We start from the raw sequence: 20,686 nt of genomic DNA on the forward strand, positions 1-20,686 counted from the left end.
GCTCACCGGCGGCGGAACACCGAGCGCAGGCGCTCACGGTTGACGGCCCCGATCGCGCGTAGCGGGATCCCGGCGGGGCACACCCTCGAACACTCGCCGTAGAGCGAGCAGGGACCGAATTCGCGGTCCGCCTCCCGGACCATCTCCCGGGCCCGCGGGGCGCGGTCGAGCGCGGACACCGGCATGAGCGCCAGGTGCCCGAGCTTGGCACCGACGAACAAGTTCGCCGACCCGTTGGGGCACGCCGCGACGCAGGCGCCGCAGCCGATGCAGGCCGCGAAGTCCAGGGCGGTGTTGGCCGTGTCGTGGTCCTGCAACGTGCTGTCGGCGTCGGGCGCGGCCCCCGCGGGAATGCGCACGTACGCACCGGCCTCGATCACGCCGTCGAGAGCGGAGCGGTCCACCACCAGGTCCCGCACCACCGGGAAGGCGGCCGCACGCAGTGGTTCGATGCGCAGGGTGTCTCCGTCGGAGTACGCGGTGAGCCGCTGGTGGCACGACGGGGTGTTCGCCGCGGGACCGTGGGGGCGACCGTCGACCGTCACCCCGCACGCGCCGCAGATCCCCTCGCGGCAGTCGGAGTCGAACGCCACGGGCTCCCGACCGGAGTCCACCAACCGTTCATTGAGCACGTCGAGCAGTTCCAGCACGCTCATCTCCGGCCGGGCGCCGGACACGTCGTGATGCTCGTACCGTCCCGTGTCCTCCGGCCCGTCCTGGCGCCAGATGCGCAGTGTCAGATCCATGGTGTCCGCCTCCCGGTCTGAGACCGCATCGGTTGCCCCTCGTCGGTGGCTCTCATCGGTAGTCCCTCGTGGTCACACCGACCGTCTGGAATCCGAGAGGCTCGGCGTGCCGGGTGAAGGCGCGCGGGCCGCCCCGGTCGTCTCCCGTGGACTCCCACGCCGAGGCGAAGCACCACGACGCGTCGTCGCGCAGCGCCTCCCCGTCCGGTGTCTGGTGTTCGTCGCGGAAATGGGCGCCGCAGGATTCGTCCCGGTCCAGGGCGTCGACGCACATCAGCTCGGCCAGCTCCAGATAGTCGGCCACCCGGCCGGCCAGTTCGAGGACCTGGTTGAGGTGCTCTCCGGACCCGGTGACCCGGAGATCCGCCCAGAAACGGGCGCGCAGCTCACGGACACGGTCGATCGCCTCGGTGAGCCCCTCCGCGGTCCGCGTGACCCCGCACCCGGCGTAGAGGATCTGCCCGAGTTCGCGGTGGAAGTGGCCCGGCCCGGTCGTCCCGCCCACCGAGAGGAGGGCGTCCACACGCCGGCGGGCGCGGTTCACGGCGGACGCGACCACCTCGTCGTCGTCCGCCGGTAGTTCCCGTCCGAGACGGGTGGCCAGGTGCGCAGGTACCGAGAAGGGCAGGGTGAACCACCCGTCGACACTTGCGCTGAGCAGTGAGTTCGCGCCGAGCCGGTTGGCCCCGTGGTAGCCCCAGCCGCACTCTCCGCCCACGAACAGTCCGGGGACCGAGGTCTGGAGATCGTAGTTGCTCCACAGCCCACCCATCGTGAAGTGACAGGTCGGGGCGATCCGCATCGGGACCGTGTACGGGTCCTCGCCGGTGGCGTGGGTGTACATGTCGAACAGGTTGCCGTAGCGTTCGGCGATCACCTCGCGCCCCACGCGTACCAGCGCGTCCCGGAAGTCCAGGTTCACCGAGTTGCACCGGGGGCCGACGCCCCGGCCGGCCCGGATCTCGGTGGTGATCGCGCGCGAGGCCACGTCACGGGGCACCAGGTTGCCGAACGCGGGGTACCGGCGCTCGAGGAAGTAGTCCCGCTCGGCGTCGGGGATATCCCCCGGGGCCCGCGTGTCGTCGGCACGCAGCGGGACCCAGATCCGCCCGTCGTTGCGCAACGACTCGCTCATGAGGATGGTCTTGGCCTGCCAGTCGGTGTCCTTGGGCAGGGCGGTGGGGTGGAACTGGACGAACGAGGGCGAGGCGAACAGAGCACCCCGCTGGTGGGCGCGCCACACGGCCGAGGCATTGGAGTGCACGGCGAGCGTGGAGTCGCGGAAGACGGTGCCGTACCCGCCCGTGGCCAGGACGACCGCGTGCGCGGTCTCGGCCCGGATCCGGCCGGTGACCAGGTCGCGCACCACAACCCCGTGGCAGCCGGAGTCGTCGACGACGAGGTCGAGCATCTCGTGGCGGGTGTGCAGTTCCACCGCGCCCGCCCCGACCTGCCGCAGTAGGGCCTGTGTCCCGGCGATCTGGAGCTGCTGCCCGGTCTGGCCCCGGGAGTAGTACGTGCGGGAGACCTGCACCCCGCCGAAGGAACGGGTGGCCAGGACGCCGCCGTACTCACGGGCGAACGGGGCGCCGATGGCGGAGAAGTGGTCGATCACCCGCACCGACTCCTCGCCCAGTCGGAACGCCTCGGCCTCCCGACCACGGAAGTCACCACCCTTGACGGTGTCGGTGACGAAGCGGGCGACCGAGTCGCCGTCCACCCGGCGGCCCCGGGCCGCATTGATGCCGCCCTGGGCGGCGACGGAGTGCGCGCGGCGCGGCGCGTCGTGGTAGGTGAACGCCGTGACCCGGTAGCCGAGTTCGGCGAGCGCGGCGGCCGCCCCCGCGCCCGCCAGCCCCGTACCCACCACGACCACGTGGAAGTGCCGGCGGTTCCCGGGGGCGACCAGGGGGTAGGCGTCGCGACGCCGCGCCCATGCCGTGGCGGGGTCGCCGTCCGGCACGCCGCTCAACAGTGCCCGGCCGAGCGAGACGCCCGGGATCGACACCGGAGGCGGCGTGAACGTCATGTCAGCCACCCCATCTGGACAGCCACGGGGATCGCGGCATTACCGAGAAGGACCGCCACGGCGGCGATCCCGCCGATGACCGCGATACCGGCACGGCTCCGGACCCCGGTCACGCCGAGATCGCCGGCCGCTGTGCGGACACCGTGCGCGATGTGCACGGCCAGCAGCAGCATCGTGAACCCGTAGAAGGTGGCCACCCACGGCCGCGCGAGGCTCCCCACGAGGTTGGCGTGGGCCGAGCCCGGGACGAAGGAGGACGGCGCGACCGGCGGGGTGCCGGTGGTCATGTCCAGGATGTGGAAGACGACGAACAGCAGCAGCACCACGCCGGTCACCAGCATCGACCGCGCCCCGAACGATCCTGCGGACAGCCGCCGCCGATGCGGGCCCGCCGACGACCGTGAGCGGCGAACCAACACCACGGAGCACCACAGGTGGGCGACCAGGCACAGCGCGAGCACCACGCGGAGTGCCCACAGGACGCCCTCGTGCGGGACGAGGGGCTCGAGCAACGAACGCAGCCACGCGGCGTAACCGTTGAACGTGGCCGCACCGCTGAACACCTTGAGATTGCCGACCATGTGCACCACGACGAAGGCGGTGAAGACCAGCCCGGTCACCGCCATGACGGCCTTGGCGACCCAGGTGGGCACGACCGGGGCGCGGCGGATAGGGGCTCTGCGTGCACGGGGAGGGGTCGGTGGACCGGCGTGCGGTGGGGCGTGGACATCGGTCACGGCACGAGCACCTCCTTCCGGTGACGAGCGTCAGTCTAGGGCCGCTCCGGACCCCCGGGATCGAGATGACGAAGGGGGCGTTCGGCCATACTGGGCACCGTGAACACCACTACCTGGATCATCGTGGCCGTCGCCGTCGTGCTGTTGCTGGCAGTCATCGCGCTCGTCGTGGGACTGCAGCTCCGCAAAAACCGGCAGATCACCCTCAGCAAACCCGAGGAGAACAAGGAGCTCACCCAACAGGAGCGCTCCGGCAACTACCAGGCTGGAACGGGCTTCTCGTTCACCCAGGCCGGAGGGGCTGCCACCGCCGCGCCACCGAAGGAGCCGCTGCCGCGCGAGACGCCCGCCCCCGTGGAGCCCACGCAGCCCGTCGAGCCCTCGGCCCCGTCGGCCGATCCGGCGCCCGCCGCGCCGGTTGCCGAGCCCGCGCCGCCGGCTCCGACTGCCGTGCCCCCGGCGCCGTCGACGGAGCCGGAGCCGGCGCCCGAGCCGGACATCGAGCCCGGACCGAGCGCGGAGACCGTGGTCGTGGAGCCGACCCCTGTCGAGCCCGTGGTGGTCCCACCCGAGGTCCCCGACGACGAGGTGCCCGTCCACTCGCCGGACGTCATCACCGGCACCCCCGAGCCGGTCGCCCCCATCGAGCGCATCGATCCGTCCGCCGGACGCCTGGATCGACTCCGCGGCCGCCTGTCGCGGTCGCAGAACTCGGTCGGTCAGGGCCTGCTGGGACTGCTCGGTGCGGGCGATCTCGACGAGGACGCATGGGAGGAGATCGAGGACACCCTGATCATGGCCGACCTCGGCGCCGCCATGACCGAGCGCGTGGTCGACACCTTGCGCGAGGAGATCGCCACCCGCCAGGTCCGCACCGAGGCGCAGGTGCGCGACCTGCTGCGGCAGACGCTCATCGACAACCTCCACCCCGAGTACGACCGTTCTTTGCGGGCGCTGCCGAACGACGGGACGCCGGCCGTCCTCCTCGTCGTCGGCGTCAACGGCACGGGTAAGACCACCACCACCGGCAAGCTCGCCCGCGTGCTGGTCGCTGACGGCCGCGCCATCCTCCTCGGCGCCGCGGACACGTTCCGTGCCGCGGCCGCCGACCAGCTCCAGACCTGGGCCGAGCGTGTCGGCGCCGAGGTCGTGCGCGGCAAGGAGGGCGCCGACCCGGCTTCCGTGGCCTTCGACGCCGTCGCGCGGGGGGTGGAGACCGGAGTCGACGCCGTGCTGGTCGACACCGCGGGCCGCCTGCACACCAAGACGGGCCTCATGGATGAGCTCGGCAAGGTCAAGCGCGTCGTGGAGAAGAAGACCCCTGTGGACGAGGTCCTGCTCGTGATCGACGCGACCACCGGTCAGAACGGCCTCATGCAGGCGCGCGTGTTCAAGGACGTCGTGGACATCTCCGGCGTCGTGCTGACCAAGCTCGACGGCACCGCCAAGGGCGGAATCGTATTCCAGGTGCAGCACGAACTCGGCGTGCCGGTGAAGCTCGTCGGACTCGGGGAGGGCGCTGACGACCTGGCACCGTTCACCCCGGAGGCGTTCGTCGACGCGCTGCTCGGGACCTGACCCGGTCGGGGGCTGCCGTGTAGGTACCGGGACGCAGGACACAGGAACGGAACGAAAGGCGCCCGCGCGTAACCGACCGGAAACGTGCGCGCGCACCGGCCGCAACACGACGGCGGAAATCTCTTATCTCGGACGGGGTGGCGACAAGACGCCTCCCCGCGAGACGAGGAGGACCGCATCGTGACAGGTGAGTTCGATACGGGAGACACGGCCTGGATGCTCATGGCGGCATCCCTGGTGCTGCTCATGACACCCGCGCTGGCACTGTTCTACGGCGGGATGTCCCGGCAGAAGTCCGTGCTCAACATGATGATGATGTCGTTCGGGTCGATGGGCCTGGTCGGCATCATCTACCTGCTGTGGGGCTGGTCGATGTCCTACGGCGGACAGTCCGTCGGCGGCGTGTTCGCCAACCCCTTCGAGATGTTCGGGCTCTCCGGGGTGATCGGCGACGCCTCCGGCTGGGTGGCCTCGGGTTCCGGCGCCTACCCGCAGGTCGTCGACGTCGCCTTCCAGGTGACCTTCGCGATCATCACGGTGGCACTCATCTCGGGGGCGCTCGCCGAGCGGGTGAGGTTCGGGACCTGGCTGGCCTTCGCGGGCGTCTGGGTGACCCTGGCGTACTTCCCGCTCGCACACATGGTGTGGGGAGGCGGCCTGCTCTCGCACTCGGAGAACGGGATCGCCGCGAGGATCTTCGGCACCGTCGACGACGGTGAGGGCGGTTTGACCGCCGCGGTCGCCCCGATCGACTTCGCCGGCGGCACGGTGGTCCACATCAACGCGGGTATCGCCGCGCTCGTGCTGGTCCTGCTCATCGGCAGACGCCTGGAGTTCGGGCGCACCGCCTACCGTCCGCACAACCTGCCGTTGGTCATGCTCGGTGCCGCACTGCTGTGGTTCGGCTGGTTCGGCTTCAACGCCGGCTCCGCCTTCGGTGCCGACGGCGCGGCCGGGCTCGCATGGGTCAACACCACCGCGGCCGCCGCCGCCGCCATGCTCGGCTGGCTGCTCGCCGAACGGATCCGGGACGGTCACGCCACCAGCCTCGGGGCCGCCTCGGGTGTGGTCGCCGGTCTCGTGGCCATCACGCCGGCTGCGGGCTCGGTCAGTCCGCTCGGTGCTGTCGCGCTCGGAGCGGTCGCCGGCATCCTGTCCGCGCTCGCGGTGGGGCTGAAGTACCGGTTCGGATACGACGACTCTCTCGACGTGGTGGGCGTCCACCTCGTCGCCGGGCTCTGGGGCACCGTGGCGATCGGCCTGTTCGCCACCGGCACCTTCGACACCGCCGCCGGGCTGTTCTACTCCGCCGATGGTTGGAAACTGCTCGTCATCCAGGCGGTGATCGCGATGGCGGCGCTGGTGTTCACCGCGGTGATGACCACGATCGCCTGGGCGATCTGCAGGCCCCTCGGGTGGCGGATCAATGCGACCGACGAACAGTCGGGCATCGACGGCGCCCAGCACGCGGAGACGGCGTACGAACCCTCCACCACCGCGCTCATCCGCTGAGCCGGACCCACGAAAGGACATCACGACATGAAACTCGTCACCGCGATCATCAAGCCGTTCACCCTCGACGACGTCAAGGCGGCGCTGGAGCAGGCCGGAATCCACGGACTGACCATCAGCGAGGTGCAGGGTTACGGCCGCCAGAAGGGCCACACAGAGGTCTATCGCGGCGCGGAGTACGCCGTGGATTTCGTCCCCAAGATCAGGGTGGAGGTGGTGGTCGACGACGAGGCTGTCGACGCGGTCATCGCCCTGGTCGTCGACTCGGCCCGCACCGGCAAGATCGGCGACGGCAAGGTCTGGGTCACCCCGGTCGAGTCCATCGTCCGCGTCCGCACCGGCGAAGAGGGCCCGGCCGCCATCTGAGCGGCCCGCCGAGGCCCGGGTGTCGCCGCAAGGCGGAGAGGAGTCCCCATGAGCGGGACGTTCGGTATCCAGCGTGCCCGGGCGCTCCGCGAGGGACGCGCGGAACTCCTGGGTGTGTCTCCCGAGCACCTACCCGCGGACGCCCTGAGGGGCGCCCTGTGCGAGTTGTACGAGCGGGAACTCGCCCTCCTGGCCCAGGAGGCCGGCATCGGGGACCGGAGCGGGTTCGTGCTCGTCGCACTCGGCGGCCTCGGGCGCCGCGAAGTGCTCCCGTTCTCGGATCTCGACCTGGTCCTCGTGCACGAGCGGCGCCCGGACCGGGAGCTCGCGAGAATCGCCGAGTCGCTGTGGTACCCGTTGTGGGATTCCGGGATCGAGCTCGACCACAGTGTCCGGACCGTCGACCAGTGTCTGACCGTCGCCGCCTCGGACGTGTGTGCCGGGCTGAGTCTGCTGGACGCCCGCGTCGTGGCCGGCGACGCCGACCTGGGAGCGCTCGTGATCGACGGCGCGCGCCGTCAGTGGCGGAGCCAGATCGCCTCCCGATACGACGACCTGGTCGACGCGGCCGCGGCCCGCCGCCGGCGCGCCGGCGTGATCGCCCATCTCACCGAGCCCGACCTCAAGAACGGGGCGGGAGGCCTGCGGGACCGCCAGCTCGTGTCGGCGCTGACGTTGGCGCACCTGTGTGACGGTCGGTCGGCCAGGCCCGAGGATCTGGCGACAGCGCATGCCAGGGTCCTCGATGCGCGGACCGAACTGCACCGCATCAGCGGCCGCCCGCGCGAGGTCCTGCACGCCCAGTACGGCGACGAGGTCGGCCGTGCGCTCGGCGTGGGTGACCGGTTCGAGTTGGCCCGGGCCCTCGGCGACGCCTCCCGCACGATCGCCTTCACCACAGACCAGGCGCTGCGGGTGTCGTGCGCGGCGCTGTCCACACGCGGGCTCACCGGATTACTGCGGCGGTCACCGGTGCGCCGTCCGTTGGCGGACGGGGTGGTGGAGCACGCCGGGGAGGTGGCACTGGCCCGGGGCGCGCGGGTCGAGACCGATCCGTGGCTGCCGCTGCGCGTCGCCTCCGCCGCGGCACGCGCGGGGCTTCCCATCGCTCCCGCGACTCTCGGGGTGCTCGCGGAGCGCTGCCCTCAGCCGGAGGGGCGGTGGCCCGCGGCCGCGCTGTCCGATCTGCTGGTGTTGTTGGGTTCCGGTGACACCCTGCCGCCGGTGTTCGAGGCGCTCGACCGCAGCGGGCTGTGGGAGCGGCTGCTGCCCGAGTGGTCCGGGATCCGCGACCTACCGGCCCGGGAGCGCACCCATGTCTTCCCGGTGGACCGCCACCTCATCCAGACGGTGGTGGCCGCCTCGCGACTCACCACCTCTGTGCGCCGGGCCGATCTGTTGTTACTCGGGGCGTTGCTCCACGACATCGGCAAGTGTCGCGCCGGGGATCACAGCGTGAACGGTGCGGAGATGGTGCGGCCGGTGGCGGTACGGCTCGGGTTGGATGATGACGACGACGAGACACTCGTGCGAATCGTTCGTCACCACCTGTTGTTCGCCAGGTCGGCAGTTCGTCACGACCCACGGGACCCGGCCACGCCCGCCATGCTCATGGCGGTGCTGGAACACGACACGGTGGCGATGGACGTCCTGGCCGCCCTGACCGAAGCGGACTCGATCGCCACCGGACCGACGGTGTGGACCGAGGGGCGGGCGGCCGCTCACGCAGCCCTGGTGGCCGCGTGCCGGGCGACACCGTCCGGTCGCCCCGGTGATCTCGAACCGCCCGCGGTGGACGCGGCCCGCCCGCACGGGCCACCCGACGTCGTCGTCGACCTCCGGACCCGGGGCGCCGGGACCCGCCACGACGTCACCCTCGTCGTGCCCGGTGGGGGACGCTCGCTCGAGGTTGCGGCACAGGTCCTGGCATTCCACCGGCTGGAGGTCGTGGACGCACGGATCGACCTGCGGCCGCCCGGCGGCATGCGGGCGACGATGACGGTGTCCACAGGATTCGGGGCGCCGGTCGACCCCCGGCTGCTCGCCAAGGACCTGCGGCGGTCGATCGATTCGGGATTACCGAGCACGATGCGCAACGCGCTGGGTCGGGCACCCGCGCACCGGCCCCCGGACGTCCCGGCGTCGGTCATCGTCAGCCCGCGCTCCGACGGGGACGGAATCATCCTGGAGGTGCGGGCCCGGGATCGGCCGGGGCTGCTCGCCACGATCGTCTCGTCGCTCCTGGGTGCCGGTGCGAGAATCGACTGGGTTCTGGTGAGAACCCGCGGCTCGGCGGTCGAGGACGCCTTCGCGCTGTCCGGGCGGGGAGCGGTTCTCGGTACGGCGGCGGTCGTCGAGACCGCCCTGTCCTGATACGGACTCGACGACCTCAGCGTGTGCTGACACGGTGTGTCCCGATACCCTGTGTGGAGTCGTCGCCGACGACACCGGGGTTCTCCGTCCCGGGCCGCGAACCAGGGAGCTGTTGCCGTGTTCGAATCCTTGTCCGACCGCCTCACAGGTGCGCTCAAGGACCTCCGTGGCAAAGGCCGGCTCAGTGACGCGGACATCGACGCCACGGCGCGCGAGATCAGGCTGGCGCTACTCGAGGCGGACGTCGCCCTGCCGGTCGTCCGCGCCTTCATCTCGCGGGTCAAGGATCGGGCCAAGGGCGCAGAGGTGTCCGAGGCGCTCAACCCGGCGCAGCAGGTCGTCAAGATCGTCGATGCCGAGCTCACGGCGATCCTCGGCGGTGAGGCGCGGCGGATCGAGTTCGCCAAGCAGCCCCCGACCGTGATCATGCTGGCCGGCCTCCAGGGCGCGGGTAAGACCACCCTCGCCGGAAAGCTCGCACACTGGCTCAAGGGCCAGGGCCACACCCCGCTGCTCGTGGCGTGCGACCTGCAGCGCCCCGGCGCGGTGGATCAGCTGCAGATCGTCGGTGAGCGGGCCGGGGTCCAGGTGTTCGCGCCGCACCCCGGCACCTCCGTCGGTGGTGACGGCGAGGTCGTGGGGGTCCAGGAACCCGTCTCCGTGGCCCAGCGCGGACTCGCACACGCCCGCGCCAAGATGCACGACGTCGTGATCGTCGACACCGCCGGTCGACTCGGTATCGACGACGAGTTGATGGCCCAGGCGCGGGGGATCCGTGACGCCGTCCAGCCGGACGAGACCTTCTTCGTCCTGGACGCCATGATCGGTCAGGACGCCGTCATCACCGCCGAGGCGTTCCGTGAGGGAGTCGGCTTCACCGGCGTCGTCCTCACCAAGCTCGACGGCGATGCCCGAGGCGGTGCGGCGCTCAGCGTCCGCGAGCTGACCGGCACCCCGATCATGTTCGCCTCCGACGGCGAGAAGCTCGAGGACTTCGACGTCTTCCACCCGGAGCGGATGTCGAGCCGCATCCTCGGAATGGGCGACGTGCTCTCGCTGATCGAGCAGGCCGAGACCGTCTTCGACGCCACGGAGGCCGAGAAGACCGCCGCGAAGATCGGCTCGGGCGAGCTCACCCTCGAGGACTTCCTCGACCAGATGCTGATGATCCGGAAGATGGGGCCCATCGGGAACCTGCTCGGCATGCTCCCGGGCGGCAAGGAGATGAAGGCCGCCGTCGGCGACATCGACGAGAAATACCTGGACCGCATCCAGGCCATCATCCGCGGTATGACCCCGGAGGAGCGGGCCAACCCGAAGGTCATCAACGGGTCCCGCCGCCAGCGCATCGCCAAGGGTTCCGGCGTGACCGTGACCGACGTCAATCAACTCGTGGACCGCTTCTTCGAGGCCCGCAAGATGATGAGCCGGATGGCCGGCCAGATGGGCATGCCGGGCGCTGGCCGCAAGAACCAGCGCAAGGGCAAGAAGGGCAAGAAGGGGCGTGGCCCCACACCGCCCAAGAACCGCGGGATGATGCCGGGCGGCATGCCAGGTATGCCGCCCGGTATGCCCGGTATGCCTCAGGGCATGCCCGACCTGTCGCAGATGCCGCCGGGACTGGATCAGCTCCCGCCCGGCCTCGAGGGGATCGACATCAACGACCTGAAGTTCCCCAAGCGTTGACACACGCTGCTGCGCCGGGCGGGGCGATTGGTGCCCCGGCGGCACGGCGGTCTAGACTGGTCCGCCGGACGCCGTCACCGGTGGAACCACGCGCCCAAGCGCGGGTTCCGTGCCGACCGGCGGTCACCCGCAAGGCGAAACCGGGCCCCGCAACCAGTGCGGGCGTCGCTGAATCGCCACGTGACCTGCAACAGAAAGTGAGACGCCCACATGGCCGTCAAGATCAAGCTCACCCGCCTCGGCAAGATCCGCAACCCGCAGTACCGCGTGATCGTGGCCGACGCCCGCACCCGTCGTGACGGCCGGTCGATCGAGACCATCGGTCTCTACCGTCCCAAGGAGGAGCCCAGCTTCGTCCAGATCGACTCCGAGCGCGCCCAGTACTGGCTCGGCGTCGGCGCCCAGCCGACCGAGGCCGTCGAGCAGCTGCTCAAGCTGACCGGTGACTGGCAGAAGTTCAAGGGCATCGAGGGCGCCGAGGGCACCCTGAAGGTCGCCGAGCCCAAGCCCAGCAAGCTGGACCTGTTCAACAAGGCGCTCGAGGAGGCCCAGGGCGAGCCGTCCGCCGAGGCCATCACCACCAAGCGCAAGGCCGAGAAGGCCAAGAAGGCCGAAGAGGCCAAGAAGGCGGAGGAGGCCGCTGCGGCCGAGTCCACCGAGGGCGAGGCCGCCGAGGCCGAGTCCGCAGAGGCCTGAGTCTGATGAACGACATGGTTGTCGACGCCGTCGACCATCTCGTCCGCGGCATCGTGTCGGATCCCGACGCGGTGGCCGTGCGGTCGAGTGGTGGCCGGCGCGGCGCCGTGATCCGGGTGACGGTCGCCCCGTCCGATCTCGGTCGGGTGATCGGCCGTGGTGGTCGCACCGCTTCGGCGATCCGGACCATCGTCACCGCTGTGGGTGGCCCGGGAATCCGTGTCGACGTCGTCGACACCGACCGTTGACCCGCCAGTAGCCCGAGGACAAGGACACCATGGAGCTCGTCGTCGGACGCGTCGTCAAATCGCACGGCGTCCGAGGCGAGCTCGTGGTCGAGGTGCGGACCGACTCCCCCGAGGAGCGGTTCGCCCCCGCGAGCCGTCTCGTCGGCCGCACCGGCCGTGGCAACAACACGGCGGATCGTGACGTGACGATCGAAGCCGCCCGGAGTCACTCCGGGCGGCTTCTCGTGCGTCTCGAAGGGGTGGGGGACCGGGACACCGCCGACGCGCTGCGCGGCATGCTGCTGCTCGTCGACTCCGGGGCGCTTCCTGACCCACAGGACCCGGACGAGTTCCACGACCACCAGTTGCTCGGACTCCGTGTGCTCGATACCTCGGGCGACCGCCTCGGTGAGGTCGTCGAGGTCGTGCACACCGCCGCGGGCGAACTGCTGGGCATCCGTCTCGCCGACGGGTCCGACGCGCTGGTGCCATTCGTGACGGAGATGGTCCCGGAAGTGGATCTCGCCGGGGGCACGTGTGTGATCGATCCGCCGGAAGGACTGCTCGAACTGGGCAGCTCATGACCGCCGCCGACGAACGTGGTGGGGCCGGCCCGGCGCTGCGACTCGACGTCGTCACCGTCTTTCCCGAGTACCTCGCCCCGCTCCGGCTGGCCCTGCTGGGCCGCGCCGTCGACCGCGGGATCGTCGAAGTGGGGATACACGACCTGCGTGACTGGACGCATGACGTCCACCGATCCGTGGACGACACCCCGTTCGGCGGTGGCCCCGGCATGGTCATGCGCCCCACCGTGTGGGGCGAGGCACTGGACGATCTCGTCCCCGTGCCGCACCCGGACACCCGAGGGGACGACCGGCCGCTGCTGATCGTGCCCACCCCCGCTGGCCGACCGTTCACCCAGTCCGACGCCCATCGCTACGCGCGCCGGCGACACCTGTTGTTCGCGTGTGGGCGCTACGAGGGGATCGACCAGCGTGTGGTCGACGAGGCATCCGAGACGATGGACGTCGACGAGGTCAGCATCGGCGACTACGTCCTCATCGGGGGAGAGGTGGCCGTACTCGTGATCGCCGAGGCGGTCGTCCGCCTCCTGCCCGGGGTTCTGGGCAATCGCCGCAGCCACGAGGAGGACTCCTTCTCCGACGGCCTGCTCGAGGGGCCCTCGTACACCAGGCCCGAGGTCTGGCGGGACCGCGCGGTTCCGGAGGTGCTCAAGTCAGGAAACCACGCCAGGATAGACCGCTGGCGTCGGGACCAGTCGCTGCGCCGGACCGCCGAGCGGCGACCGGAGCTGCTGGCCCGCGCCGAACTGGACACACCGGATCTGGCCCTGCTCGCCGAGCTCGGATGGGCGCCACCGCAGCCCTGATTTGGGGCGTGCGCACCAGTGATGGCACACTAGCGAGGTTGACCTTCCGGGCGTCCTGCACGCCCGTCGTCGGTCGCGCTGATCCGGGGCACGAACCGGTTGTCCCACCTACACGGTGGGCGCCAGGGTCCTCTGTCCTCATTCCTGACATGCAAGGAACATCAATGAACACTCTCGATTTCATCGACAACAAGTCCCTGCGGGACGACATCCCCGAGTTCCGGGCCGGCGACACGCTCGACGTGCACGTCAAGGTCATCGAGGGCACGAAGGAGCGTATCCAGGTCTTCAAGGGCGTCGTGATCCGTCGCCAGGGCGGCGGCGTCCGCGAGACCTTCACCATCCGCAAGGTCTCGTTCGGCGTCGGCGTCGAGCGCACCTTCCCGGTGCACTCGCCGAACATCGACCGGATCGATGTGCTGGTGCGCGGTGACGTCCGTCGCGCCAAGCTGTACTACCTGCGTGCTCTCCGCGGCAAGGCCGCGAAGATCAAGGAGAAGCGCTGATCGCGTAGAGCGAGTCCTACTCGGCCGCCGACGGTGGCAGGGAATCGACTACGCTCGTCCGGGTGAGCAGCACCGAATCGCCTGGACATGACCCCGCCGAGCCGGGGCCCCGTGAAGACGGGGCCCCGGCTCGCGGCGTCGAGAAGAAGGGCCAGCCCTGGTACATAGAGATCCCCCTGCTGGTGGTGATCGCGCTCGTCCTGGTCTTCGTGTTCCAGACCTTCGTGGGGCGGGTGTACCAGATCCCCTCCGAGTCGATGGAGCCCACGCTCCACGGCTGCGTGGGATGCACCGGGGACCGGATCTTCGTCGACAAGATCAGTTATCGGTTCGGTGACCCGGAGCCCGGCGATGTGGTGGTGTTCAAGGGGCCGGATTCCTGGAACCAGGGCTACCAGTCGATCCGATCGGACAATCCCGTCATCCGCACCCTGGAGAACATCGGCGGCGTCATCGGCGTCGTCCCGCCCGACCAGAACGACCTCGTGAAGCGCGTCGTCGCCGTGGGCGGCCAGACGGTGGGCGGATGTTCCCCGGACGGCCGGCTGCTGGTAGACGGTCAGCCGCTGGACGAGCCGTACCTCAACGAGGATCCGACGGTGAACCGCAATCCCATGAACTGTGCGTTCGGGCCCATCACGGTGCCCGAGGGCAACTACTGGGTGATGGGTGACAACCGGAACAACTCGGCCGACTCGCGTTTCCACATGGGCGACGAGTTCCAGGGGACGGTGCCGGGCGAGAACATCATCGGCAAGGTCCAGGCGATCATCCTGCCCTTCAACCGGATCGGGACGGTCTCCTCCCCGGACATCAGCGTCGGGTGAGGCCGGTCGGTCTCAGGCCGGCCCTGCCGGACCGCGCGCGGGTGACCCGCAGGGCTGGTCGTCTGGCTCTCGAGGCGGCCGTCTCACGTCGCGGTCTGGGTCCCGCCGCCGGGGTCGATGAGGCGGGCCGGGGTTGTTGCGCCGGCCCTCTCGTCGTCGCGGCGTGTGTTCTCGGAGACCGGTTACACCCCGAACTCGCGGACCTCGATGATTCGAAGAAGCTCTCGCCCGCCACCCGTGAACGACTCCACGACGCGGTCATGCGCCGTGCGGTGGCGATGTCTGTGGTGGTGATCGACCCGGAGCACATCGATGCGCGGGGGATCCACCGCTGCAACCTCGAGGGGATGCGTCGCGCGGTGGCCGGGCTGGATCCGTCTCCGGGTTTCGTGTTCACGGACGGGTTCGCCGTCGACGGGCTCGGGTGCCAGTCCACGGCGGTCATCGGGGGTGATGCGGTGGTCGCATCCATCGCCGCCGCGAGTGTCCTCGCGAAGGTGACGCGTGATCGGATTATGGTGGACCTCGACTCGCGGTACCCGGGCTACGGGTTCGCCTCCCACAAGGGATACGGGACCGCACGTCACGCCAGGGCGATCGAGGAACTCGGTCCCAGCGACATCCATCGCATGTCGTACGCCAACGTCCGTCGCGCCGCGCAGGCGCATTCGAGGAGCACGAGATGAGCGCCGAGGATCTGGAGAACTACGAGACCGAGATGGAGCTCTCGCTTTATCGCGAGTACCGCGACATCGTCGGGCAGTTCACCTATGTCGTCGAGACGGAGCGCCGCTTCTACCTCGCCAACGCCGTTGAACTCATCCCGAGGTCCGCTGACGGCGAGGTGTACTTCGACGTCCGCATGTCCGATGCCTGGGTGTGGGACATGTACCGACCTGCGCGTTTCGTCAAGTACGTGCGCGTGTTGACGTTCAAGGACGTCAATATCGAGGAGCTGGACAAGCCCGAGCTCCGCCTTCCCGAGTAGGCATCCGGGGCGATTGTCCACAGGCCCCGGACTCTCCACAGACCGTCTCCGACCCGGCCCGCATCCGGCGGGCCGGGTCGTCTGCGTCCGGCAGGGTGATCCCCGGCGGACCCGGGTGGGCCGGGTCGCCGGGAGGGGCGGGCGATGGCGGGTCACGAGGGGGACGGGAGCCGGAGGGCGGGGACGTCCGGGCGACGCAGGCCGGACCGGCGGCAACAGATCGGGAGGGCGGGGGAGAAGCACGCGGAATCGCTCCTGAGGTCCAGGGGCGCCGAGGTCCTGGCACGGAACTGGCGGTGTGCGGCCGGGGAGCTCGATCTGGTGGTGCTCGACGCCGCGGGTCGTCTCCGGTTCGTCGAGGTGCGCACCCGTACGGGCCCGGGCTTCGGCACCCCCGCCGAGTCGGTCACACCGGCCAAGCAGCACCAGGTTCGCATGGTGGCGAAGTACTGGCTCGCAGCCAACCCGGGCGGGTGGCGTCAGGTGTGCTTCGACGTCGTCGGGGTGGAACTGTCCGAGTCCGATCGTCCGCGGCTGGAGCTGTTCGAGGACGTGATGTGACAGTGGCGCTCGGACGCACGTGGGCGGTCACCCTCCAGGGGGTCGGTGGACAGTTGGTCGAGGTCGAGGCGGATGTGGGCCGTGGGCTGCCGGCGGTGAGCATCGTGGGTCTTCCGGACAAGGCGGTATTGCAGGCCAGGGACAGGGTCCGGGCCGCGGTCGTCAACTCCGGCCTCACCTGGCCGCCGGGCAGGGTCGTGCTCTCACTGTCGCCTGCGGCGGTCCCCAAACGGGGCTCAGGCTTCGATCTCCCGCTCGCGATCGGGGTCCTCACCGCGTCGGGCGAACTCCCGGCCGGGGCGTTCGAGGGGACGCTGCTGGTGGGGGAGCTCGCACTGGACGGGCGCATCAGGCCCGTGAGAGGCGTCCTTCCCGCGGTCCTCGCTGCGCGGGAGGCCGGGTTGGAACGGGCGATCGTGCCGGGGGCGAACCTGGCAGAGGCTCGTCTCGTTAGGGGAATCGCCACGGCCGGGGCGGACTCGCTCGCGATGATCGCCGTCTGGTGCCGCGGCTCAGGGGATCTGGTCTCGGAGGCGGCAGCGCCGCGGGGCGTCGCGGACGGTGATGACTCCGACCTGGCCGAGGTGGTGGGCCAGGACGATTGCCGGCGTTCCATCGAGGTCGCGGCGGCCGGCGGCCACGCGGTTCTTCTTCGCGGGGCCCCCGGGACGGGCAAGACGATGTTGGCGCGCAGGCTCCCCGGGTTGCTGCCCGATCTGGACGAGCAGGCGGCGCTCGAGGCCACCGCGATCCATTCGGTCATGGGCAAGCTCTCCTCCCGGGACCCGCTGCTGCGCCGTCCGCCGTTCGTCGCCCCACACCACGACGCGTCGACGGCGGCGCTCGTCGGCGGCGGGTCCACCACACCGCGCCCCGGGGCGGTCTCGCTGGCGCACAGGGGAGTGCTGTTCCTCGATGAATGTGCGGAGTTCTCCGGCCGCGTGCTCGACAGCCTCAGGACACCGCTGGAGGAGGGCGAGATACGGATCGCCCGGAGCGACGGGATCATGGTCTTTCCCGCGAGGTTCCAACTCGTCATGGCCGCGAACGACTGCCCCTGTGGCGCCGCGAGGCCGGACGACTGCACCTGCTCGCCTGACGCGCGCCGCCGCTACGGGCGGGCTCTGACCGGTCCGCTGCGGGACCGGATCGATATCGCCGCGCGGACTCTGCCGGTCGGTTCGGGATTGTTCGCGGTGGGGGAGATCGAGGACACCGCGGTCGTGCGGGCCAGGGTGACGACGGCGAGGGCCGCCGCCGCCGATCGGTGGGCGGGGTGCGCGGAGGCGAACGGCGCCGCGGCCAACGCCGGCGTGCCCGGGCGGGTCCTGCGATCACTGAAGGCGCTGGACAGGCGTGCCCTCCGCCCGCTTGACCGTGCGCTGGCCCACGGTGTCCTGTCTCCACGTGGTGTGGATCGGTGTCTCCGTCTGGCGTGGACGGTCGCGGACCTGGAGGGGGCCGTCGTGCCCACCGAATCGCATGTCGCCGAGGCGATGGTGCTGAGAGGAGAGGACTGATGGCAGGGCTGTTCGAGACGGCGGTCCCGGCGACGGATGAGGTCCGCGCGGCGTACGCCTATTTGGGTGCAGTGACGGAGAGGCCCACCGCACAACTCTGGGACCTGGTGGACACGGTCGGGCCGGTCGAGGCCCGCGACCGGATCCGGAGGAAGCAGGTGCCCGAGGGGCTGGCCGATCAGACCGAGGCACGACGAGACGTGGTCGACGGGGCCGGACTTCTGGATGACGCCCACAGGTCGGGGGCACGGCTGCTGGTGCCGGGCGATCCCGGCTGGCCGGACTGGCTGCTCGCGCCCCTCGATCGACCACGGGGGAGACGGCGCGATGGCACGGGCGGGGTGCCCACGGCGTTACGGCCGCTGGGGCTGTGGTGGCGTGGTCCCGCCGATCCGGCCACGGCGCTGGGTCGGTCGGTGGCGGTGGTCGGAACCCGCGCACCCACCGCGTACGGGCGGGCGGTGACCGCGGACCTGTCCGCCGGGGTATCGGCCGAGGACTTCACCGTGGTCTCCGGGGGAGCGTTCGGGATCGACGCCGCCGCGCACCGTGCCGTGTTGGGGGCGGGAGGGGTGACCATCGCGGTTCTGGCAGGAGGCGTGGACCGGCTGTACCCCCGGGGGAACGACTCCATGCTCCGGCAGATCGCGGAAACCGGGGCGGTGATCTCGGAACAGCCCCCGGGGACCGGCGTGACCCGGTACAGGTTCCTGGACCGGAACAGGATCATCGCGGCCCTGACATCCGCGACCATCGTGGTGGAGGCGGCCGCACGGAGCGGGGCCCTGAGCACCGCGGCGTGGGCGGCGGCGCTGGAGCGGCCGGTCGGCGCGATACCGGGTCCTGTGACGTCGGTGGCATCGGTCGGGACCCATCTGCTGATCCGCGATCGCGGAGCCGTGTTGATCGGACGGACGGCCGACGTGGTGGAGTTGGCCGGCGATATGGGGGAGACGGCGGCGCCACCGTCCGGGGGCACCTCGACCTGGGACGGACTGGATGACGTGACCCGGCGGGTGCTGGAGGCCCTACCGACCACCGGTGGTGTGGCACCGGCCGAGGTCGCGGCGTCGGCGGGGATCCCGCCGAGTACGACCCGGGCGGTACTGGGTCGACTGATGTCGACGGGAGCGGCGGTCCGGGGGCCGCAGGGGTGGCGACGATCCGGTGGGGGCGGCGTGCAGATGAGCCTGTCGGTGGGCTGACCGGGCGCCAGCGGGGCCGGCCGGTGATGGCTGCGCGAAGCCCGCGGCGTTCTTCTTGCGTGCGATCGCGGGTGGGGTGATGATGGGACTCATGGGACGCATGGGTTCACAAGGGGCGGTCGGTCGCGAAGTGCCTCCCGCGCTCGAACCCGTCCTGGACGACTTCGCCGACCATCTCCGCGCCGGCCGGTCCCGCTCCGAGGCGACGGTCCGCGCCTACCGTTCCGACGCGCGAGCGCTGCTGTCCCGGCTCTCGACCGAGCCGGGGGGCCCGGCCTGCGCAGCCGATCTCGCCGGGGCGTTCACCCTGCCCGCCCTCCGGGGGTGGCTCGCCGAACAGGTCTCCGCCGGGGCGGCGCGCTCGAGCGTCGCGCGGCGGGTGGCGGCGGCGCGATCATTCAGCACCTGGGCGAGCCGGACGGGACTCGTCCCGACGGATGTCGCCGCCCGCCTCGAAGCACCGAAGGCGCAGCGCCACCTTCCGGAGGTGCTGCAGACCGCCCAGGCCGCCGAGGTGCTCCGGACGACTGAACTCGGGGCGGCGGAGGGCGACCCGATCGCCCTACGGGACCAGCTCGTCGTGGAACTCCTGTACTCCTGCGGGATCCGGGTGGCCGAGCTGTGCGGACTGGACGTGGACGACCTCGACCGGGAACGACGCCTGCTGCGGGTACTCGGCAAGGGTGGCCGTGAACGTTCTGTTCCCTACGGCCGCCCGGCCGAGGCCGCATTGCGGCTCTGGCTCGACGCGGGGCGACGAGCTCTTGCCACCGACCGTTCCGGACCAGCTCTGCTGTTGGGGGCCCGGGGCGGCAGGCTCGACCCGCGGGCCGCACGTCGGATCGTCAACGAGGTGACGGCGGTGACCCCGGGATCGCCCAGGGTCTCGCCGCACGCCCTGCGGCACAGTTCGGCGACACACCTCCTCGAGGGCGGCGCCGACCTGCGCCATGTCCAGGAACTGTTGGGGCATTCGACGCCGGCGACCACGCAGATCTACACCCATGTCTCGGCCGATCGCCTCCGCGCCGCGTACCGCGGAGCCCACCCGCGGGCATGAGACCGGGGCGGGGGAAAGGGCGAGTAAGGCAGGCGCGGCCCGGCGCAGTGATCAGGCTTCGCCGTCCCCGGGACGGGTGGGCTTGAGTCGGATCGGCCGGTCCGAGACGAGTGTCAGCGACAGTGGGTCGACGTAGTCGTCGTCGTCACCTCCCGGGTTCCCCGAAGCGACGCGTGCGCCCCAGTGCAGGCACGCTTCCATGGGGCACCCCGGGTGTCCCGCGACGAGGTGCCCGACCGTCTGGCCCGTCGAGACCTCATCGCCTTTCAGGACACTCGCCGTCACCGGTTCGTAGGTGGTCCGTAGGCCGTGGCCATGATCCAGGGACAGCACCGGCTTTCCACCCACCGACCCCGCGAACAGCACGGTGCCGGGTGCCGGCGCGAGCACGGGCGACAGGGGCTCGGCCGCCAGATCGACGCCCCGATGCCCGGCGAGCCAGCGGTGTTCGGGGGGATCGAAGCCGGTCACCGGGACCGCCGGGCCCGGGACGGGGCTGCGGAACCGCACCGTCGGGGCGGCAGGCGCGGCGGGGTGGGGCAGCACAGCGGCGAGCAGAACCCCCGCCACCGCCACCCCCACCGCGGCGGCGCCGGCCCTTGTGGCTCCGGCACGGTCCATCCGCACGGCTCCCGGTACGCCTCGCTCGTCTCCCATGACCCCAGTGGAGCGTGTCCCG

The 20,686-nt window shown here is 70.9% G+C and carries 21 protein-coding genes; 17 read left to right on the forward strand and 4 right to left on the reverse strand.

The window, feature by feature from the left end; genetic code table 11:
- Nucleotides 1-2: 2 nt before the first annotated feature.
- From ACWIE7_RS06385 to ACWIE7_RS06395, 3 genes are read right to left on the reverse strand one after another with little or no spacing between them, the layout of a single operon-like run.
- A complete protein-coding gene (locus ACWIE7_RS06385; RefSeq protein ID WP_452099052.1) occupies nucleotides 3-746 on the reverse strand; it encodes a succinate dehydrogenase/fumarate reductase iron-sulfur subunit in 744 nt (247 codons plus the stop codon).
- Nucleotides 747-798: 52 nt separating this feature from the next.
- Nucleotides 799-2,775 (reverse strand): fumarate reductase/succinate dehydrogenase flavoprotein subunit, encoded by a 1,977-nt coding sequence (locus tag ACWIE7_RS06390; protein ID WP_452099051.1) that lies wholly within the window; start codon nucleotides 2,773-2,775, stop codon nucleotides 799-801.
- Nucleotides 2,772-3,428, reverse strand: a complete 657-nt coding sequence (locus tag ACWIE7_RS06395) for a succinate dehydrogenase cytochrome b subunit (RefSeq protein WP_452099050.1) — start codon at nucleotides 3,426-3,428, stop codon at nucleotides 2,772-2,774. The genes ACWIE7_RS06390 and ACWIE7_RS06395 overlap by 4 nt, the downstream gene beginning before the upstream one ends.
- 183 nt (nucleotides 3,429-3,611) lie before the next feature.
- Between ACWIE7_RS06395 and ftsY the strand changes: the two genes are divergently transcribed.
- From ftsY to ACWIE7_RS06480, 17 genes are all read left to right on the forward strand, one after another.
- A complete protein-coding gene (gene ftsY / locus ACWIE7_RS06400) occupies nucleotides 3,612-5,090 on the forward strand; it encodes a signal recognition particle-docking protein FtsY (RefSeq protein ID WP_452099049.1) in 1,479 nt (492 codons plus the stop codon).
- Between the two features lie 216 nt (nucleotides 5,091-5,306).
- Complete coding sequence (locus ACWIE7_RS06405) at nucleotides 5,307-6,602, forward strand: ammonium transporter (RefSeq protein WP_454058353.1); 1,296 nt, start codon at nucleotides 5,307-5,309, stop codon at nucleotides 6,600-6,602.
- Nucleotides 6,603-6,629: 27 nt separating this feature from the next.
- Nucleotides 6,630-6,968, forward strand: coding sequence for a P-II family nitrogen regulator (locus ACWIE7_RS06410; RefSeq protein ID WP_452099048.1), 339 nt, complete (start codon nucleotides 6,630-6,632; stop codon nucleotides 6,966-6,968).
- Between the two features lie 48 nt (nucleotides 6,969-7,016).
- The gene (locus ACWIE7_RS06415; RefSeq protein WP_454068827.1) at nucleotides 7,017-9,341 is read left to right on the forward strand and encodes a [protein-PII] uridylyltransferase; all 2,325 of its coding nucleotides are present in this window, start codon (nucleotides 7,017-7,019) and stop codon (nucleotides 9,339-9,341) included.
- A 117-nt stretch (nucleotides 9,342-9,458) separates the two neighbouring features.
- Nucleotides 9,459-11,027: a signal recognition particle protein gene (gene ffh, locus ACWIE7_RS06420; protein ID WP_454068828.1), complete on the forward strand. Its 1,569-nt coding sequence runs from the start codon at nucleotides 9,459-9,461 to the stop codon at nucleotides 11,025-11,027.
- 210 nt (nucleotides 11,028-11,237) lie between these two features.
- On the forward strand, nucleotides 11,238-11,723 hold the full coding sequence (gene rpsP, locus ACWIE7_RS06425; protein ID WP_295653159.1) for a 30S ribosomal protein S16: 486 nt from the start codon (nucleotides 11,238-11,240) through the stop codon (nucleotides 11,721-11,723).
- Nucleotides 11,724-11,728: 5 nt separating this feature from the next.
- Complete coding sequence (locus tag ACWIE7_RS06430; protein WP_230928758.1) at nucleotides 11,729-11,971, forward strand: RNA-binding protein; 243 nt, start codon at nucleotides 11,729-11,731, stop codon at nucleotides 11,969-11,971.
- Nucleotides 11,972-12,000: 29 nt separating this feature from the next.
- Nucleotides 12,001-12,534 carry a ribosome maturation factor RimM gene (gene rimM / locus ACWIE7_RS06435; RefSeq protein WP_452099045.1) on the forward strand — a complete coding sequence of 178 codons (534 nt, stop codon included), beginning with the start codon at nucleotides 12,001-12,003 and terminating at the stop codon, nucleotides 12,532-12,534.
- Nucleotides 12,531-13,340 (forward strand): tRNA (guanosine(37)-N1)-methyltransferase TrmD, encoded by an 810-nt coding sequence (gene trmD / locus ACWIE7_RS06440; RefSeq protein ID WP_452099044.1) that lies wholly within the window; start codon nucleotides 12,531-12,533, stop codon nucleotides 13,338-13,340. The genes rimM and trmD overlap by 4 nt, the downstream gene beginning before the upstream one ends.
- Nucleotides 13,341-13,504: 164 nt before the next feature.
- Nucleotides 13,505-13,846 (forward strand): 50S ribosomal protein L19, encoded by a 342-nt coding sequence (gene rplS / locus ACWIE7_RS06445; protein WP_230928760.1) that lies wholly within the window; start codon nucleotides 13,505-13,507, stop codon nucleotides 13,844-13,846.
- 62 nt (nucleotides 13,847-13,908) lie between these two features.
- Complete coding sequence (gene lepB / locus ACWIE7_RS06450; protein ID WP_452099043.1) at nucleotides 13,909-14,673, forward strand: signal peptidase I; 765 nt, start codon at nucleotides 13,909-13,911, stop codon at nucleotides 14,671-14,673.
- 41 nt (nucleotides 14,674-14,714) lie between these two features.
- Nucleotides 14,715-15,359, forward strand: coding sequence for a ribonuclease HII (locus tag ACWIE7_RS06455; protein ID WP_452099042.1), 645 nt, complete (start codon nucleotides 14,715-14,717; stop codon nucleotides 15,357-15,359).
- Nucleotides 15,356-15,661: a DUF2469 domain-containing protein gene (locus ACWIE7_RS06460; RefSeq protein WP_007632861.1), complete on the forward strand. Its 306-nt coding sequence runs from the start codon at nucleotides 15,356-15,358 to the stop codon at nucleotides 15,659-15,661. The genes ACWIE7_RS06455 and ACWIE7_RS06460 overlap by 4 nt, the downstream gene beginning before the upstream one ends.
- Before the next feature lie 144 nt (nucleotides 15,662-15,805).
- The gene (locus ACWIE7_RS06465) at nucleotides 15,806-16,222 is read left to right on the forward strand and encodes a YraN family protein (protein ID WP_454068829.1); all 417 of its coding nucleotides are present in this window, start codon (nucleotides 15,806-15,808) and stop codon (nucleotides 16,220-16,222) included.
- 2 nt (nucleotides 16,223-16,224) lie between these two features.
- The gene (locus ACWIE7_RS06470) at nucleotides 16,225-17,742 is read left to right on the forward strand and encodes a YifB family Mg chelatase-like AAA ATPase (RefSeq protein ID WP_452099077.1); all 1,518 of its coding nucleotides are present in this window, start codon (nucleotides 16,225-16,227) and stop codon (nucleotides 17,740-17,742) included.
- Complete coding sequence (dprA, locus tag ACWIE7_RS06475; protein WP_452099040.1) at nucleotides 17,742-18,947, forward strand: DNA-processing protein DprA; 1,206 nt, start codon at nucleotides 17,742-17,744, stop codon at nucleotides 18,945-18,947. Before ACWIE7_RS06470 ends, dprA begins: the two co-directional genes overlap by 1 nt.
- A gap of 100 nt (nucleotides 18,948-19,047) precedes the next feature.
- Nucleotides 19,048-20,007, forward strand: a complete 960-nt coding sequence (locus tag ACWIE7_RS06480; protein WP_452099076.1) for a tyrosine recombinase XerC — start codon at nucleotides 19,048-19,050, stop codon at nucleotides 20,005-20,007.
- Between the two features lie 51 nt (nucleotides 20,008-20,058).
- Here ACWIE7_RS06480 and ACWIE7_RS06485 read toward each other — a convergent pair whose 3' ends face one another.
- Nucleotides 20,059-20,664, reverse strand: coding sequence for a M23 family metallopeptidase (locus tag ACWIE7_RS06485; protein ID WP_452099039.1), 606 nt, complete (start codon nucleotides 20,662-20,664; stop codon nucleotides 20,059-20,061).
- Between the last annotated feature and the right edge of the window lie 22 nt (nucleotides 20,665-20,686).

Source organism: Dietzia sp. NPDC055343 (assembly GCF_053645265.1).

Excerpts from the sequence above, each read along its gene's own strand:
- ACWIE7_RS06385 (WP_452099052.1), bottom strand. The coding sequence starts at position 746 with ATGGATCTGACACTGCGCATCTGGCGCCAGGACGGGCCGGAGGACACG.
- ACWIE7_RS06390 (WP_452099051.1), bottom strand. The coding sequence starts at position 2,775 with ATGACGTTCACGCCGCCTCCGGTGTCGATCCCGGGCGTCTCGCTCGGC.
- ACWIE7_RS06405 (WP_454058353.1), top strand. The coding sequence starts at position 5,307 with ATGCTCATGGCGGCATCCCTGGTGCTGCTCATGACACCCGCGCTGGCA.
- ACWIE7_RS06410 (WP_452099048.1), top strand. The coding sequence starts at position 6,630 with ATGAAACTCGTCACCGCGATCATCAAGCCGTTCACCCTCGACGACGTC.
- ACWIE7_RS06415 (WP_454068827.1), top strand. The coding sequence starts at position 7,017 with ATGAGCGGGACGTTCGGTATCCAGCGTGCCCGGGCGCTCCGCGAGGGA.
- rpsP (WP_295653159.1), top strand. The coding sequence starts at position 11,238 with ATGGCCGTCAAGATCAAGCTCACCCGCCTCGGCAAGATCCGCAACCCG.
- ACWIE7_RS06430 (WP_230928758.1), top strand. The coding sequence starts at position 11,729 with ATGAACGACATGGTTGTCGACGCCGTCGACCATCTCGTCCGCGGCATC.
- rimM (WP_452099045.1), top strand. The coding sequence starts at position 12,001 with ATGGAGCTCGTCGTCGGACGCGTCGTCAAATCGCACGGCGTCCGAGGC.
- trmD (WP_452099044.1), top strand. The coding sequence starts at position 12,531 with ATGACCGCCGCCGACGAACGTGGTGGGGCCGGCCCGGCGCTGCGACTC.
- rplS (WP_230928760.1), top strand. The coding sequence starts at position 13,505 with ATGAACACTCTCGATTTCATCGACAACAAGTCCCTGCGGGACGACATC.
- ACWIE7_RS06460 (WP_007632861.1), top strand. The coding sequence starts at position 15,356 with ATGAGCGCCGAGGATCTGGAGAACTACGAGACCGAGATGGAGCTCTCG.
- ACWIE7_RS06465 (WP_454068829.1), top strand. The coding sequence starts at position 15,806 with ATGGCGGGTCACGAGGGGGACGGGAGCCGGAGGGCGGGGACGTCCGGG.
- dprA (WP_452099040.1), top strand. The coding sequence starts at position 17,742 with ATGGCAGGGCTGTTCGAGACGGCGGTCCCGGCGACGGATGAGGTCCGC.
- ACWIE7_RS06480 (WP_452099076.1), top strand. The coding sequence starts at position 19,048 with ATGGGTTCACAAGGGGCGGTCGGTCGCGAAGTGCCTCCCGCGCTCGAA.
- ACWIE7_RS06485 (WP_452099039.1), bottom strand. The coding sequence starts at position 20,664 with ATGGGAGACGAGCGAGGCGTACCGGGAGCCGTGCGGATGGACCGTGCC.